Annotated in this window: 12 protein-coding genes; 9 read left to right on the forward strand and 3 right to left on the reverse strand. The window is 64.1% G+C overall.

Going from position 1 to position 17,464, the window contains the following annotated elements:
- Position 1: 1 nt before the first annotated feature.
- From AC3EML_RS02770 to AC3EML_RS02780, 3 genes are read right to left on the reverse strand one after another with little or no spacing between them, the layout of a single operon-like run.
- A complete protein-coding gene (locus AC3EML_RS02770; protein ID WP_023694460.1) occupies positions 2–973 on the reverse strand; it encodes an ABC transporter permease in 972 nt (323 codons plus the stop codon).
- 1 nt (position 974) lies between these two features.
- Entirely contained in the window at positions 975–2,492 is a 1,518-nt protein-coding gene (locus AC3EML_RS02775; RefSeq protein WP_023732918.1) for a sugar ABC transporter ATP-binding protein, read from the reverse strand.
- 48 nt (positions 2,493–2,540) lie between these two features.
- On the reverse strand, positions 2,541–3,554 hold the full coding sequence (locus AC3EML_RS02780; protein ID WP_023670464.1) for an ABC transporter substrate-binding protein: 1,014 nt from the start codon (positions 3,552–3,554) through the stop codon (positions 2,541–2,543).
- A 204-nt stretch (positions 3,555–3,758) separates the two neighbouring features.
- Between AC3EML_RS02780 and AC3EML_RS02785 the strand changes: the two genes are divergently transcribed.
- From AC3EML_RS02785 to AC3EML_RS02825, 9 genes are all read left to right on the forward strand, one after another.
- A complete protein-coding gene (locus AC3EML_RS02785; protein WP_488505154.1) occupies positions 3,759–6,179 on the forward strand; it encodes a glucan 1,4-alpha-glucosidase in 2,421 nt (806 codons plus the stop codon).
- 42 nt (positions 6,180–6,221) lie between these two features.
- Positions 6,222–7,235: a phosphogluconate dehydrogenase (NAD(+)-dependent, decarboxylating) gene (gene gnd, locus AC3EML_RS02790; protein WP_023694463.1), complete on the forward strand. Its 1,014-nt coding sequence runs from the start codon at positions 6,222–6,224 to the stop codon at positions 7,233–7,235.
- Between the two features lie 23 nt (positions 7,236–7,258).
- Positions 7,259–8,632, forward strand: a complete 1,374-nt coding sequence (gene zwf, locus AC3EML_RS02795; protein WP_023687745.1) for a glucose-6-phosphate dehydrogenase — start codon at positions 7,259–7,261, stop codon at positions 8,630–8,632.
- A 118-nt stretch (positions 8,633–8,750) separates the two neighbouring features.
- Positions 8,751–9,455, forward strand: a complete 705-nt coding sequence (locus AC3EML_RS02800) for an ROK family protein (protein ID WP_023807698.1) — start codon at positions 8,751–8,753, stop codon at positions 9,453–9,455.
- Positions 9,456–9,669: 214 nt separating this feature from the next.
- Positions 9,670–10,134 (forward strand): Ros/MucR family transcriptional regulator, encoded by a 465-nt coding sequence (locus AC3EML_RS02805; RefSeq protein WP_352520782.1) that lies wholly within the window; start codon positions 9,670–9,672, stop codon positions 10,132–10,134.
- Between the two features lie 133 nt (positions 10,135–10,267).
- Positions 10,268–11,368, forward strand: a complete 1,101-nt coding sequence (locus tag AC3EML_RS02810; RefSeq protein WP_023687742.1) for a pyridoxal phosphate-dependent aminotransferase — start codon at positions 10,268–10,270, stop codon at positions 11,366–11,368.
- 158 nt (positions 11,369–11,526) lie between these two features.
- The gene (locus AC3EML_RS02815; RefSeq protein WP_352520781.1) at positions 11,527–12,768 is read left to right on the forward strand and encodes an MFS transporter; all 1,242 of its coding nucleotides are present in this window, start codon (positions 11,527–11,529) and stop codon (positions 12,766–12,768) included.
- Positions 12,769–13,128: 360 nt separating this feature from the next.
- Positions 13,129–14,235, forward strand: a complete 1,107-nt coding sequence (locus AC3EML_RS02820; protein ID WP_352520877.1) for an efflux RND transporter periplasmic adaptor subunit — start codon at positions 13,129–13,131, stop codon at positions 14,233–14,235.
- Positions 14,232–17,435, forward strand: a complete 3,204-nt coding sequence (locus tag AC3EML_RS02825; RefSeq protein WP_023694470.1) for an efflux RND transporter permease subunit — start codon at positions 14,232–14,234, stop codon at positions 17,433–17,435. Before AC3EML_RS02820 ends, AC3EML_RS02825 begins: the two co-directional genes overlap by 4 nt.
- The last annotated feature ends 29 nt before the right edge of the window (positions 17,436–17,464 follow it).

Genomic DNA, 17,464 nt, shown 5'->3' on the forward strand with positions numbered 1-17,464 from the left:
GCTACCTCTCCCTGCGGCTGATCAGGACGCGGGCTGCCAGCACGATGATCAGGATGGCGCCGTTGGCGGCGACCTGCCAATCCGGCGGAATGTGCATGAAGGTGAGCAGAGGCGATGCCGCCAGCGCCAGTGTCAGCGCGCCGAGCACGGCGCCGATCGGCGACACCCGGCCGCCGACGAACTCGCCGCCGCCGAGAATGACGCCGGCGATCGCCAGCAGCGTGTAGCCATTGCCGATATTGGCGTCGGCCGAGGTGGTGATGCCGATCAGCGCCATGCCGGACAGAACGCCGAATAGGCCGGTCAGCGCAAACAGCACGATCTTGGTTCGAAGCAGCGACCAGCCAGCGCGCCTGAGCGCCGCCGGATTGCCGCCGGATCCCCGCAGGATGACGCCATAGGAGGTGCGCATCAGCCCAAAATGCACCACCGCTGCGATCGCCAGCGCGGCGATGATAGGGAACGGAATGAAGGGCGGCTTGAAGGCCATCAGCGACAAGAGCCAGTCCGGCGCCTTGCCACCGGGCTTGGGCAGCACCAGAATGGCAAGCCCCTGCCAGACGAAGCTCATGCCCAGCGTCACCACGATCGACGGCAGATTGCGCAGATGGATCAGTGCGCCGAGCAGCGCATAAACGCCTATGGAGCCGAGCAGGATGATCACGCCGAGCAGCGGCGCGTCCTTCAGCCAGGTCGCGGTGACGCAGCCGACAAAGCCGACAAAGGTGCCGATCGACAGATCGAGCTCATTGCCGGCGATGACGAACATCTGGGCGATCGTCGCCAGCGCGATCGGAATAGCGAGGTTCAACATCAGGCTGAAGCCGAAATAGCTGATGGCGCGTGGGTTGAGCCAGGCGATGGCGATAACCACCAGCGCCAGCGACAGCGCCGGCAACAGGCTGCGCAGCAGGCGCGCGCGGGCCGCGCTGCTGCGCGGCGAGGACGTAGGGCCGGGAGCGACTGCCGTCATCTCAGGCCGCGTCGCCGAATGAGGACTGGATGATCTTTTCCTCGGTCAGCTCGTCGCGCGTGAGATTGGCGACGATGCGGCCGTTCTTGAAGACATGGATGTGGTCGCAATTGTCGAGCTCTTCGGTCTCGGTGGTGTACCAGAGGAAGGTCCGGCCCTTGGCCGCCTCCTCGCGCACGAGATCGTAGACCTCAAGCTTGGTGCCGATGTCCACGCCGCGCATCGGATCGTCCATCAGCACGATCTGCGCATCGGAACCCAGTGCGCGGGCAAACAGCGCCTTCTGCTGGTTGCCGCCGGACAGCGAGAAGATGTTGTTGGTCATGTCAGGCGTGCGGATGCCGATCTTCTGCTTCCAAAACTCAGCAAGCTCGGCCTCGCGCTGCGGCGAGATCAGCAACCCTTTGCGCAGCCGCGCCAGCGAGCGGATGCCGATGTTTTCGGCAATAGACCATTGCGGGAAAATGCCGTCCGATTGGCGGTCTCCGGCCACCAGCGCCACCGGGGCGGTCACCTCGATATCAAGCCTTCTACGCGTCGCGGCGGCAAAGATCGCCAGCAACAGGTCGGTCTGGCCATGGCCGGCAAGCCCGGCAAGCCCGATGATCTCGCCGGCGCGAGCGACAAGCTCCTTGCCGTCCTGCTGCCGCTCGGGCCGCGCCCGCACCCTGAGCGGGCCCGCCGCCGGCCTGGCGGCGATCTCCGCCGCGATCTTCTCGCGCGCTTCCGCGCCGCCCATGGTGGCCACCAGCCGGTCGCGGTCGAACGCTTTTGCAACGTCCGTGGCGACCACCTTGCCGTCGCGCATGACCACGATGCGGTCGGCATTCTGCAGCACCTCGCCCAGCACATGCGAGATCAGGATGCAGCTGCCCCCGGTGGCTACGAAACGGCGCACGAAGGCAAGCAGCTGGCCCGCAGTATGCGCGTCCAGCGAAGAGGTCGGCTCGTCGAGAATGACCAAGTCGAGCGGATCGCGCGTCACCGTGAAGGCGCGCGCCACCTCGACCATCTGCCGCCGGCCGATGGAGAGATCGCCGGCAATGTCGTCTGCCGAGATGCCGTGATCCGGAAAGATTTCGTCCAGCTTGGCGGCAATGAGAGCAGCCGCCTTGCGTCGCCAGCCGAAGCCGGTGAGCGCCGGATGGTTGATGCGCGTATTCTCCGCGATACTGAGGTTAGGGCAGAGCGACAGTTCCTGGAACACGCAGCGTATGCCGAGTTTCAGCGCGCGCGCCACCGAGTAGTCGGTTTCGGCATTGCCACGCACCGCGATCTCACCGCCATCGGGCTGCAGCGTACCGGCCACCATATGCATCAGCGTCGATTTGCCGGCTCCGTTGTGGCCGACCAGCCCGACGCATTCGCCTGATACAACATGGAAGTCGACGCCGTTAAGCGCCCGAACGGCGCCGAAATGTTTTTCGGCGCCGTTCAGCCTGATGATGTCCAAATGGGCGGCGCCGAAATGTTTTTCGGCGCCGCCCAGTCTGATGATGTCCGTATTGGCCTCAGGCATGCTCAACGATATCCGGTCGGTCATGCCGCTGGCAATGAATGCAATGCATCACTTGATATTGGCTTTGATCGCCGCGATTGCGTCTTCCTGGCTGTATTCGTGGGTGGCGACGCCGCCCTCCTTGATTTTCGGCAGCTCGGTCTCGAAATTGTCCTGGGTAAAGGCGAGATACGGCACCAAAAGGTCATGCGGAATGTCGGTGCGGCCGTCGAGCACCTGCTGCGCCACCCAGAAGGCCAGCGACGACACGCCGGGCGCGATCGAGGCCGACCAGGTCTGGTAGCCATCCTTGTCCTTCTGCTCCTTCCACCATTTCAGCTCGTCCTGGCGGTTGCCCATGATGATGGTCGGACGCGGCTTGCCTGCGGCGGCAAAGGCTTGTGCCGCGCCATAACCGTCACCGCCCTGGTCGACGATGCCGACGATGTCGGGCAACGAAGGCAGGATCGTCGCGACCGCCTTCTGCGCCGTCGTCTGGTCCCAGTCGCCGGTCACCGAACCGACGATCTTGAACTCGGGATGGGCGGCGACGCCTTCCAAGATACCGGCATGGATGGCATCGTCGATCGAGGTGCCGGCAAGGCCGCGGATTTCCAGCAAATTGCCGCCCTTGGGCTGGAACTTGGCCATCTGCTCGACTTCCTGCTTGCCCATGTCCTTGAAGTCGACGACGACGCGGTAGGCGCAAGGTTCGGTGACGGTCCCGTCGAAGGAGACGACGACGATGCCGGCATCGCAGGCCTGCTTGATGGCGCCGTTCAGCGCATCCGGCGATGCGGCATTGATGACGATGGCGTCATAACCCTGCAGGATCAGGTTCTGCACCTGGGCAGCCTGGGTCGGCACTTCCTTGTCGGCGGTGGTGAAGATGTCGGCGGCGCCGACGATCTTATCCTCCACCGCCTTCTTGGTGACGATGCCGTAGCTGTCGAGCATCGCCTGGCGCCACGAATTGCCGGCGTAATTGTTGGAGAAGGCGATCTTCTTGCCGCTGGTGTCGGCAAGCGCCGTGCCCGAGGCGAGCATCGCCGCCAGAGCGCTCAGGACGAGCAGTGTCTTCATGTCATAATCCTCCCATAGATTGTCGGCCCCGCCGACTGTTGCAGATGGTTTTGGCGTTGTCTGCCTGTTTTTTATCTATTGTCAGACAAATTCAGATACGCCCGCTTGTCAACTGCGATCGATCACGCTTGGACGATCAACTTCAGGTGCGGCGGTTGAAAAGCCTTCGCGTGCTGGTCTAGGGAAGGGTCCAGGAGACCATGCATGGCAGCGATGCCGCCGACCCTTCCCCCCAGTGCACCCAAAAGAATGGGCGCCCCCGGAATTCCGGCGCGCTGGACGTCAAGCGCCAAGAGCGGCGTAGGTGCCGCGCTTTCGCCGGCGAGCCGCGTCTGGTTCACGCTCAGCCATGGCATCGTCAATGAAGTCTACTATCCCGGCCTCGACAGCGCCTGCACGCGCGACATGGGACTGCTGGTCACCGGTCCCGGCGGCTGGTTTTCCGAGGAGAAGCGTGACGCCACGCATGCCATCGAGCCGTTCGAGGACGGCGTGCCCGCCTACCGGCTGGTCAACGCGACGGCGCGTTACCGGATCGAAAAGCGCATCCTGGCGGATCCGGCGCGCCCGGCCCTGCTGCAGGAAATCAGCTTCACGGCACTCGAGGGCGTGGCCACGGACTACCGCGTCTACGCCCTGCTGGCGCCGCATCTGGTCAATGCCGGCATGGGCAACACCGCCTGGATCGGCGTGCACAAGGGCAAGCCGATGCTGTTTGCGTCCGGGCGCGGCGCCTGCTTGGCGCTTGCCTCCTCGCTGCCCTGGGGCGACTGCTCGGCCGGCTATGCAGGCTTTTCCGACGGCTGGCAGCAACTCAGCCGCGCCGGCCGGCTCGATCCGACCTGCCAAAGGGCGGACGACGGCAATGTCGCGCTGACCGGCGAGATCGGCTTTTCCTTACGCAACAGCAAAGCCTTGCTTGCGCTTGGGTTTGGGGCAACGCCGGATGAAGCGGCCGAAAACGCCGCCGCCAGCCTGAAACGCGGTTTTGAGCCGGCGGCAAAGGCCTATGTCGCGAAATGGCGGAAATGGCAGGCAGGCCTGACGGCGCTCGACCACCATGATGCATCCGGCCTCAACACCTACCGCGTCAGCACAGCGGTGCTGGCGACACACCTGTCGCTGGCGAGGCCCGGTGCGGCCGTCGCCAGCCTGTCGATCCCCTGGGGGTTCAGCAAGGGCGACGACGACCTTGGCGGCTATCATCTGGTCTGGCCGCGCGACCTTGTGGAAACCGCGGGCGGCTTCCTCGCCGCCGGCGATCCGGCGCAGGCGCTTGAGATCCTTGCCTATCTCCGTTCCATCCAGCAGCCGGACGGCCACTGGCCACAAAATGTGTGGCTCGACGGCTCGCTCTATTGGCCGGGCATCCAGATGGACGAATGCGCCTTCCCGCTGCTGCTTGCCGATGCGCTGCACCGCGCCGGCCACCTGCCGCGCGCCAAGCTCGCCGCCTTCATGCCGATGATCGAGAAGGCCGCGTCCTATGTCGTGCGCAATGGTCCCGTCACCGGGCAGGACCGCTGGGAAGAGGATGCCGGCTACAGCCCATTCACGCTCGCCGTCGAAATATCGGCACTGCTTGGCGCCGCCGATCTGTTCGACGTTGACGGCAAACCGGAACCGGCTAACTATTTGCGCGAGGTCGCGGATTGCTGGAACGACCAGATCGAGCGCTGGACCTATGTCAACGGCACACCGCAGTGCCACGAGGCTGGCGTCGACGGCTACTACATCCGCATCGCGCCGGCCGACGGTTCAGGCGCCGCATCGCCGAAGGACGGCTTCGTACCGATCAAGAACCGTCCGCCGGGCGATACCGACAAGCCGGCCGAAGCGATTGTCAGCCCGGACGCGCTGGCGCTGGTCCGCTTCGGCCTCAGGGCCGCGGACGATCCGCGCATCGTCGGCACGGTCAAGATCATAGACGCGCAACTGCGCTGCGACCTGCCGCAAGGGCCTCTCTGGTATCGCTACACCAGCGACGGTTATGGCGAACACGCCGACGGCGCGCCCTTCGACGGCAACGGCCAGGGCCGGCCCTGGCCGTTGCTGGCCGGCGAACGCGCCCACTACGAGCTGGCCGCCGGTAACAAGGACAAGGCGGCAAGCCTGCTCAGGACATTCGAGGCTTCGGCTGGCGTGGGCGGTCTGCTGCCGGAACAGGTCTGGGACCGCGCCGACATACCGGAGCGCGAATTGTGGCTGGGCAGGCCGTCGGGCAGCGCCATGCCGCTGGTCTGGGCGCATTCGGAACACATCAAGCTGTTGCGCTCGCTCCGCGACGGCGCCGTCTTCGACATGCCGCCGCAAGGCGTCAAGCGCTATGTCAGGGACAAGACCGGCTCGCCGCTGAGGATATGGCGCTTCAACAACAGGCTGCGCACCATGGAAGCCGGCAAGACGCTGCGGGTTGAACTGCTGCAGCCGGCACTGATCCGCTGGAGCGGCGACCAGTGGCAGACCAGCCATGAAATCAACACGTCCGTGAATGTCTTTTGCGTCCATCTGGCGGATCTGCCGGTGGCCGATATTCCGCGAGGTAATACGATCGTCTTCACTTTTTTCTGGCCCGACGGCGACCGTTGGGAGAATGTCGACTTCACCGTCGGCATTGAGAACTAACTCGCCAGCAATTTTCTTTCCTCAAGCGACTAGGACAAGACCATGCAGATCGGAATGATGGGACTAGGCAGGATGGGCGCCAACATGGTGCGCCGCCTGATGCGCGACGGCCATGAATGCGTCGTCTACGACATCAACCCGGCAAGCGTTGCCGGCCTGGTTGCCGATGGCGCCATCGGCGCCGCATCGATGGAGGAGTTCGTCGGCAAGCTTTCCAAGCCGCGCAGCGCCTGGCTGATGCTGCCAGCGGCGATCACCGGCAAGATCGCCGACCAGGTGGCGGCGCTGATGGAACCCGGCGACATCATCATCGACGGCGGCAATTCCTATTATCACGACGCGGTCGACCAGGCGGCCGAACTCGCGGCCAAGGGCCTGCACTATGTCGATGTCGGCACCAGCGGCGGCGTTTGGGGCTTGGAGCGCGGCTACTGCCTGATGATCGGCGGCCCCGATACGGCGGTCAAACACCTCGATCCGATCTTCGCCACGCTGGCGCCCGGCGCCGATGCCGGCGCCACGCCCGACAAGGCGGGCGGGACCGCACCCTTTGGCTACCTGCATTGCGGACCGAGCGGCGCCGGCCATTTCGTCAAGATGATCCACAACGGCATCGAATATGGTGTCATGGCCGCCTACGCCGAAGGCATGAACATCCTGAAATCGGCCAATGCCGGCAAAAGACAGCGCACTGCCGACGCCGAGACCAGCCCTTTGGAAAACCCGCAATACTATCAGTTCGACATCGACCTGCCGCAGGTGGCCGAGGTCTGGCGCCATGGCAGTGTGATCGGCTCCTGGCTGCTCGACCTCACCGCCGGCGCTCTGAAGAGCGACCCGGCATTGGCCCAGTTCGGCGGCCGCGTCTCCGATTCCGGTGAAGGCCGCTGGACGCTGAAGGCGGCGATCGACACCGGCGTGCCGGCGCCGGTTCTGTCCTCGGCTTTGTTCGACCGCTTCTCCTCGCAGGGCGAATCCGAATTCGCCGACAAGCTGCTGTCGGCCATGCGCTATGCCTTTGGCGGCCATGTCGAAAAGCCGAAGGCCGGCAAGTGAAGGCCGCAGGGGAGACTCGCAAGATGAGCCCGGAACGGTCCGACACGCTGGTGCTCTTCGGAGCAACCGGCGACCTTGCCCACAAGAAGATATTTCCGGCCCTCTACCAGATGGTAGCCAAGGGGACGCTGACCGAGCCGGTGATCGGCGTCGCCTTCGATGCCTGGGACATCAACCAATTGCAGGCGAGGGCCCGCGACGGCATCGTCAACGCTCTCGGCAAGATCGACGAAAAGATCTTCGCCAAATTCGCCAGTCTGCTGCGCTATGTCAGCGGCGACTACCGCGACGGCGCGACCTTCGAGAAGCTGAAGACGGCGCTCGGCTCGGCGCAGCGGCCTCTGCACTATATGGCGGTGCCGCCGACCATGTTCGAGACCGTCGTCCAGGGGCTGGAGCAATCCGGTACCGCGCATGGCGCGCGGCTGATGGTGGAAAAGCCGTTCGGCCACGATCTCCAATCGGCGCGCTGGCTGAACCGCGTGCTGCATCTGGTGTTCGAAGAGCAGTCGATCTTCCGCATCGACCACTATCTCGGCAAGGAGGCGATCCAGAACCTGCTCTATTTCCGCTTTGCCAATTCCTTTCTCGAGCCGATCTGGAACCGCAACTTCGTCGAAAGCGTACAGATCACCATGGCCGAGGACTTCGGCGTCGAAGGCCGTGGCAAATTCTATGACGATGTCGGCGCTATCCGCGATGTGATCGAGAACCATCTGCTCAACATCCTTTTGCTGCTCGCCATGGAACCGCCGGTCGGCCGCTCGGCCGACGATCTGATCGACGAGAAGGTGCAGGTGCTGCGCGCCATCCGCACGCTGACCAAGGACGACGTCGTGCGCGGCCAGTTCACAGGCTATCTCGCTGAACCCGGCGTGAAGCCGAACTCGCCGGTCGAAACCTTTGCCGCCGTGCGCTTCATGGTCGACACCTGGCGCTGGCAGGACGTGCCCTTCTTCATCCGCACCGGCAAGAACATGCCGGTGCATGTGACCGAAGTGATCGTGCGGCTGAAGCGGCCGCCGCTCGACGTCTTCGATCCGATCAAGCCCAGCGACGCCAATTACGTGCGCTTCCGCATCGACCCGCAGGTGGCGATCTCGATCGGCGCGCAGCGCAAGGCGCCCGGCGACGACATGGTCGGCGAGCAGGTCGAGCTCACCGCGCTGGACGATTCGAAGGGCGACATGCCGCCCTATGAGCGGCTGATCGGCGATGCCATGAACGGCAATGGCCAATTGTTCACCCGCCAGGATGCCAGCGAGCTTGCCTGGCGCATCGTCGGCCCGGTGCTGGGCGACACCACGCCGCCGCATATGTATGAGCCGAAGACCTGGGGGCCTGCCGACGCCATGGCCAGCTTCGGGCCGCCCAACGGCTGGATCAATCCGAGTTGAGCAATTCCAGGAAAAGTGCGAGCGGTCTTTCCGTCCGAAATTGGGTAAAACAAAGAGTTGGAGCATTCCCCCGTTTCCCTGAAACGCGGGAATGCGCCAAGTGAGCGGAGGAAACGACATGGCCAAGGCAGCCAGGCCCGCGAAGGCCAAGGCTGAACCGATCGTGCTGACGATCGATGTCGGCGGCTCGCATGTGAAAATCCTCACCAGCGCAGGCGGCGAGATGCGCCGCGCCGATTCCGGACCGGACCTGACACCGCAGCAGATGGTCGCCACGGTGAAGACGCTGGCCGAAGGGCTGGCCTATGACGTGATCTCGATGGGCTATCCCGGCCCGGTCAAGCACAACAGGCCTTCGCTCGATCCCGCCAATCTCGGCAAGGGCTGGGACGGCTACGATTTTGCCGCCGCCTTCGGCAAGCCGGTCAAGGTCGTCAACGACGCGCTGCTGCAGGCGATCGGCAGCTACGATGGCGGGCGCATGCTGTTCCTCGGCCTCGGCACCGGCCTGGGCGCGGCGATGATCCTCAACAATGTCGGCCAGCCGATGGAACTGGCGCATCTGCCGTACCGCAAGGGCGGCAGTTTCGAAGATTATGTCGGCGAGCGCGGCCTGGAGAAATACGGCAAGAAAAAATGGCGCAAATACGTTTTCGACGTCGTCGGGCGGCTGCGTGCGGCGCTGCAGCCGGATTATGTCGTCATCGGCGGCGGCAATGTCGACAGACTGGATGAATTGCCCGCCACATCCAGGCGCGGCGACAATACGCGCGCGTTCGAGGGCGGTTTTCGACTATGGCGCGACAAGGCGCTGATCGTCTGATAGTATTAGAATCCAGTATAGTTGTTCAAAATGACGTGTGGCGCGATACGAAGTCATTGCGTTACGCAGATTTGGCGATTAGAGCGGTTGCACCGGATGGAATCATCTGGCGCAACCGCACATATGCGGCAAGACAAATGACTAGAGCGGATTTCCGGCTCCGCTGGGACCACTCTGGGAGTTTCCGCCACCCCCCTAGCGACGGAGAGATAAATTGGCCGACGACAGCAACGACTCTGACAAGGACATCGACCTGCTCGAGCTTACCGCCCATATCGTGTCCGCTTACGTCGAGAAGAACCGCTTGCCCGTTGCCGGCCTGAGCGATCTCATCGCCAGCGTTGCGGCGTCGATCGGCGGGCTCAGCCAGCCGCCGGCCCCAGTGGCGGCGCCGCAGATCCCGGCCGTCAATCCCAAGCGGTCGGTGACGCCGGATTACATCATCTGCCTCGAAGACGGCAAAAAGTTCAAATCGCTGAAGCGCCATCTCGGCGTCCATTTCAACCTGACGCCGGAAGCCTATCGTACCAAATGGGGCCTGCCGGCCGACTATCCGATGGTTGCCCCCAACTACGCGGCGTCGCGCTCCGAGCTGGCCAAGTCGATCGGCCTCGGCCGCAAGGCCGCAATGGCGCCGCCAGCCAAAGCCAAGGGTCGGAAGGCCAAAGTCCCGGCCTGAGTGGGCTCAGCGCCTCGGCGCTGAGCCAATCGTTTGGACGACTGGAACAGAAGCCTGCCAGCGAATGAGCCTTGGCAGGCTTCGTGCTTTTGTGGCTTGGATACACCACAGAGATTGCTTTGGGGGAGCAGCGATGAACTACGCCAGAATGGTGATCGAGAAAGAGGCGCCGGAGGAATACGGCTACGATCGCATTCGGTTCAATCTCTCCGAAAGCTCGATCGCCGATCAGAAACTCTCCGACGTCGGCCTGTCGCTGCCGGATCTCACGCTGTTCTACGGCGAGCATCGCGGCGACAAGGAGTTGCGGGCGCTGATCGCGGCGCAGGATTCCGGCATTTCGCCTGACGATGTTCTTGTGACCGCCGGTGCGGCGGGCGCGCTCTTCATCATTTCGACCTCGCTTCTGTCGGAGCGCGACCACCTTGTCGTCGTCCGGCCGAACTACGCCACCAACATCGAGACCCCCAAGGCGATCGGCTGCGCCATCTCCTATGTCGATCTCGATTTCGACGCAGGCTTTGCCATCGATTTCGGCCGCGTCGCCGCCAGCATGCAACCGAACACCAAGCTGATCAGCGTCACCTGCCCGCACAACCCGACCGGCACGATGATGGGCCGGGCCGATCTCGACGCGCTGATTGCGCTGGCCGAAGCGAGCGGCTGCCATCTGCTGGTCGACGAGACCTATCGCGACCTCTCCTATGGACAGCGCCTGCCGGCGGCGGCTTCTCTCAGCCCCAAGGCGATCAGCGTCTCGTCGCTGTCGAAAGCCTTCGGCATTCCCGGCATCCGCATTGGCTGGCTGATCACCAGCGATGCCGAACTGCAGGAGCGCTTCCTCGCCGCCAAGGAGCAGATCGGCATTTGCGGCAGCGTCATCGACGAAGGCATTGCGCGCGGCATGCTGGGGCGCCGCGACGCTTTCTTGGGCGCGCTGCTGCCCGAGATGGCGAAACGCCGCGACATTGTGCAAGACTGGATCGACCGCGAGCCGCTGGTCGACTGGGTGCGGCCACAAGGCGGCGTCGTCGGATTTCCCAGGCTCAATGTCAGTCCAGACTTCGACCTCGACCGTTTCTACGTCAATCTCTTGGAAAACCACGGCACCTATGTCGGTCCCGGCCACTGGTTCGATATGCCCAAGCGCTTCTTCCGCGTCGGTTTCGGCTGGCCGAAAGAGGCGGAATTACAGGGCGGCCTCGACGCCATCACCGCCGCGCTGAGGCAGTAACGTCCGCGTGCAATCGGGCGAGCGGCTGGAAAACCGCTTGATCCAGGCCCGATTTTCACGCATACGCGCCCCGAACTTTGATAAGTTTCATTGGCCGGAACAGCGCCCATTTCCGGGAAGTGCCCCGCCGGCCAATGCAAGCAACGGGGCCTGTATCCATGACATCCCATTCCCATACACCGCCTGACCGGCGTTACGCCGCCTTCCGCCATCGCTCCTTCCTGAGCTATTGGGCGGCGCGTTTCCTGACCACCTTCGCCACCATGATCGTGTCCGTCGCCGTCGGCTGGCAGATCTATGATCTGACGCGCGATCCCTTCGATCTCGGCATTGTCGGCATCGTCCAGTTCCTGCCGTCGCTGCTGCTGGTGCTGGTCACCGGCGTTGTCGCCGACCGTTTCGGCCGCCGCCTGATCATGGCGCTGGCGACGGTAGTCGAGGCAGGTTGTGCGCTTGTCCTGTTGTACTTCACGCTGCGCGGTCTCGTCAGCCCGCTGCCGATCTTCATCGTGCTGGCTATGTTCGGCCTGGCGCGCGCTTTTTATGGGCCGGCCTCGTCGTCGCTGTTCGCCAACCTTGTTCCGCCGGAAGATTTCGGCAATGCGATCGCCTGGAACTCGTCCGCCTGGCAAACGGCGACCATTGTCGGCCCGGTCGCCGGCGGCCTGCTCTATGGCGTCTCGGCCGAAGCCGCTTACGCCGTTGCCTCCGTGCTGATGCTGGTGGCCGGTCTGCTGATCTTCACCATTCCGAAACCGGCCCAGCAGAGCGCCACCGACAAGCCGACGATGGAGACGCTGTTTGCCGGCTTCCGATACATCTGGAGCGAGAAGGTCGTCCTGGGCGCCATCTCGCTCGACCTCTTCGCCGTGCTTCTGTCCGGTGCCTCGGCGCTGCTGCCGGTCTATGCCCGCGATATTCTGGAACTCGGCCCGTGGGGCCTCGGCCTGCTGCGCTCGGCGCCCGGCATCGGCGCCATCTGTGTCGCGGTCTGGCTTGCCGGGCATCCGCTGCGCGAAAGTGCCGGCAAGATCATGCTCGGCTTCGTCGCCGGGTTCGGCGCCTTCACCGTGCTGTTCGGCGTCTCGACCATCACCTGGCTGTCGATCCTGGCCCTTGCCGGCCTCGGCGCCACCGACATGTTCAGCGTCTATATCAGGGAGACGCTGATCCAGCTGTGGACACCCGACGAGGTGCGCGGCCGCGTCAACGCCGTCAACCAGGTCTTCGTCGGCGCCTCCAACGAAGTCGGCGAGTTCCGCGCCGGCACCATGGCGGCGCTGATCGGCACCGTGCCGGCGGTGGTGATCGGCGGCGTCGGTGCGATTGCCGTCGCCGGACTGTGGGCGGTGCTGTTTCCGCAACTGCGAAGGGTGCGGCATCTCAACAGCCGCAACTGATCGAGTAAGCCGCAGGATCCGGCGCTCGGTCCAAATCAGCTGCGCCGATGACGGCTGAGATGGGCCGGAAGCGGATGGGCCGGTTCTGGGCGAACTAGCCAGATGGCGGGGCAGCCACAGGGTGGACATTTCAGTCCATATGGAAAATGATTATGTTGCCATGCACAATACTGCAGTGCTCTGGTCTCGACGAGAAACCTTAAATATAGAAGAGAACCACCCGACCTCCGGGTCCAGCTAGCGGGGACGCAAATGGACACTTCAGGGAATCGGCAATCGCATCGCGACGCAAGCGGGCGACCCAGCCGATCGGTCGGCTGGCTGGCCCGCTCCGCCGTCCCAGTGGCATTCCTGCTCGGCATGGCTTTCAGCAGCAACGCGTTTGCGCAGGACCAGCAACTGCCGGTGGTGACGGCGGCCAAGCCGGTGGTGCGTGAAATCGTCGAAGACGACGAGTTCGTCGGGCGCTTCGAAGCCGTCGACGAGGTCGCCATCCGTTCGCGCGTCAGCGGCTATCTGGACAAGATCAGCTTCCAGGACGGCGCACTGGTCAACAAAGGCGACCTGCTCTTCACCATCGACCAGCGTCCGTACCAGGCGGCCTACGATGCCGCCAAATCGCAAGTGGACGTCGCCAAGTCCCTGCTCGAATTCTCCAAGATGCAGCTGGATCGCGCCGATGCGCTCGCCAAGACCGGCAATATCTCGGCCGCGACGGTCGACGACCGCCGGCGGGAATACCTTTCGGCGCAGGCGCAGATGCAGGGCGCGACGGCGGCGCTGACGACGGCCAACCTGAACCTGGAGTTCACCGAGATCAAGGCGCCCTTGTCCGGCCGCATCGACCGCCGGCTGGTGTCGGTCGGCAACCTCGTGCAGCCGGATTCCACCTTGCTGACGACCATCGTCACGCGCGATCCGATCGACTTCTATTTCGACGTCGATGAGCGCCTGTATTTCAGCTACGCCCGCGACGCGAAGGAGCGCGGCGGCAGCATGCAGGAAGGCGCCGGCGGGCTCGAGGTGGTGGTTCGCGTCGCCGACCGCGCGGAGGCGGTATTCAAGGGCAAGCTCGATTTTGCCGAGAACCGGATCGACAACGCGACCGGCACCATGCGGGTGCGTGCAAGGTTTGCCAACGCCGACGGCGTTCTCCAGCCAGGCATGTTCGGGCGCATCAACGTGCCGGGGTCGCTGCCGCATAGCGGCGTCCTGGTGCCCGACGAGGCGGTCGGCGCCGATCAGGATCGCCGCATCGTGTACCTGGTGGATGAGGCTGGGATGGTGTCGGCGAAGCCCGTGCGCACCGGCCCGCTTCTCGACGGCTACCGGGTGATCCGCGCGGGCCTGACCGGCGACGAGACGATCATCGTCAATGGGCTGATGCACGCCAGGCCCGGCACCAAGGTGAAAGTCGAGATGGTGACGTTGCCGCCCAAGGTCGAGACCGCCGGGTTGCAGCAATGAGGTTCGCCCATTTCTTCGTCGACCGTCCGATCTTCGCATCGGTGGTTTCGATCGTCCTGCTGATCCTCGGCGGGATTGCTTATACCCAGCTGCCGATCGCGCAATATCCCGAGATCGCGCCGCCGACCATCGTCGTTCGCGCCCAGTACCCGGGCGCCGACGCCGAGACAGTGGCAGCGACGGTGGCAACGCCGATCGAGCAGGAGATCAACGGCGTCGAGGGCATGCTTTACATGTCGTCCTATTCGTCCGGCGACGGGGCGATGGCGCTGACCATCACCTTCAAGCTGGGCACCGATCTCGACCAGGCGCAGGTGCTGGTGCAGAACCGCGTCTCGGTCGCCGAGCCGCGCCTGCCCGAAGAAGTCCGCCGCCTCGGCATCACCACCATCAAGAGCTCGCCCGACCTGATGATGGTCGTGCACATGCTGTCGCCCGACAATACCTACGACCAGCTCTACGTCTCGAACTACGCCCGCTCGCGGGTGCGCGACATATTGCTCAGGTTGGACGGCGTTGGCGACCTCATCATCTTTGGCGAACGCGAATATTCGCTGCGCATCTGGCTCGATCCGGAAAAACTGTCCGCCTTGGGGATGACCTCGGGCGATGTGGTGCAGGCGCTGCGCGACCAGAACGTCCAGGTGTCGGGCGGCTCGATCGGCGCGCCGCCGACCAATACCGGCACGGCGTTCCAGTACACGGTCACCACGCAAGGCCGCTTCAACGACGCACGCGACTTCCGATACGTGATCGTCAAATCGGCCGAAGACGGCCGCCTGATCCAGCTGCAGGACGTGGCGCGCATCGAGCTCGGCGCCAAGGATTACGTCACCAACTCCTATCTCAACGGCAAACCGGCGGTGGCGCTCGCCATCTTCCAGCGGCCAGGCACCAATGCGCTCGCCGCAGCCGCGGAGATCCAGGACAAGATGAAGGAGCTTTCCCAGGACTTCCCGAAGGGGTTGAGCTACGACATCGTCTACAATCCGACCGAGTTCGTCGCCGAGTCGATCCAGGAGGTCTACAAGACGATCCTCGAGGCGATGGTGCTGGTCATCATCGTCATCATCGTCTTCCTGCAATCGTGGCGGATGGCGATCGTGCCGATCGTGGCGATCCCCGTGTCGCTGATCGGCACGCTGGCGGTGCTTTACGCCGCCGGCTTCTCCCTCAACATGCTGACGCTGTTCGGCCTCGTGCTGGCCATCGGCATCGTCGTCGACGATGCGATCGTCGTGGTCGAGAACGTCGAGCGCAATATCGCCAGCGGGCTGGCGCCCAATCCGGCGTCGCATCTGACCATGGACGAAGTCGGAACGGCGGTCATCGCGATCTCGCTGGTGCTGATAGCGGTGTTCGTGCCGACAGCCTTCATTCCCGGCATTTCCGGGCAGTTCTACCTGCAGTTTGCGATCACCATCGCGGTGTCGACGGCGATCTCGGCATTCAATTCGCTGACGCTCTCGCCGGCCTTGGCCGCGCTGCTGTTCAAGCCGCACCACACTGCTGCGGCGCCGCCGCGCTTTTTCCTGGCGCGGTTCGGACGGGCGCTCGCCGACGGCTTCAATCGCGGCTTCGACAAGGTCGCCCATTGGTATTCGAGCATCGTGCGCGTGCTGGTCGGCTCGCGGATAGCGATCGCCGCCACGCTGGCCGTTTTCGCGGCCCTCATCTACGCCACGGTCTATATGGTCCAGACGGTGCCGCGCGGTTTCATTCCGTCGCTCGACCAGGGCTATGCGATCGTCGTCGTCCAGTTGCCGGACGGCGCCTCGCTATCGCGGACCGATGCCGTCATCCAGCAGGCGTCGCAGATCATCCAGAAAACGCCGGGCGTCGACTACGCGGTCGCCTTCGCCGGCTTCTCCGGTGCCACCTTTACCAATGCCAGCAACGCGGGCGTGATCTTCGCCAGGTTCAAGCCGTTTGACGAGCGACTGGAAGCCGGCCAGTCCGCGACCCAGGTCATCGGCAATTTGTTCGGCAGCCTGCAAAGCATCAAGGAAGCCTTCATTATCGCACTGCCGCCGCCGCCGATCCGCGGCGTCGGCAATGCCGGCGGCTTCAAGCTGCAGATCCAGGAGCGCAACAGCGCCGACATGCGGCAGATCCTAGCGCTTGCCTATGAAATTGCCGGCAAGGCCAACAAGACGGCGGGGCTGACCGGCGTGTTCACCACCTTCTCCGCGTCCAGTCCGCAATTCTTCCTGGCGATCGATCGCGACAAGGCGCGCATCCTGAACGTGCCGATCCCCAACATCTTCGAGACGCTATCGATCAATCTGGGTACCGCCTACGTCAACGACTTCAACGCTTTCGGGCGCGTCTACCAGGTGCGCGCGCAGGCCGACCAGGCGTTCCGCCTCGATCGCGCCGACATCTTGAAACTGAAGGTGCGCTCGGCGACCGGCGCGCTGGTTCCGCTGGGCACGTTGATCGAGATCCGCGACGTCACCGGCCCGGCGCTGGTCCAGCGCTACAACATGTACGTCTCGGTGCCGCTGCAGGGCAACGCCGCGCCCGGCGTTTCCACCGGCGATGCGCTTGCCAAGATGGAAGCGATCACGGCACAGACGTTGCCGGCCGGTACCTCCTACGAATGGACCGAACTCGCCTATCAGGAGCGTAACACCGGCAATGCCGCTGTCTATATCTTCGGACTGTCGGTGCTGTTCGTGTTCCTGGCGCTGGCGGCGCAATATGAAAGCTGGGTGCTGCCGTTCGCCATCGTGCTGGTGGTGCCGCTCGGCGTGCTCGCGGCGTTGCTCGGCGTGTCGTTCCGAGGGCTGGACAACAACATCCTCGTGCAGATCGGCCTAATCGTGCTGATCGGACTTGCCGCCAAGAACGCGATCCTCATCGTCGAATTCGCGCGGCAGGCGCAGGAACGCGGCCTGTCGGCCGCCGAGGCTGCCGTCGAAGCCTGCCGGCTCAGGCTGCGGCCGATCCTGATGACCGCCTTCTCGTTCATCCTCGGCGTCGTGCCGCTGATGATCGCGACAGGCCCGGGCGCGGAAATGCGCCAGTCGCTCGGCACCGCGGTGTTCTCCGGCATGCTCGGCGTCACCTTCGTCGGCCTGTTCCTGACGCCGGTGTTCTACGTCACGCTAAGGTCGCTGTTTTCACGGCGCAAGCCGCATGCCGAGGCCGAGCCTTCGGCACCGGCAGAGGTGCCGTCGGAGACGGCCGCCGAGTAGTGTTACACGGGCAGTTCGTGGCGCTGCCG

The sequence above is a fragment of the Mesorhizobium sp. P170090 genome, from assembly GCF_057786115.1.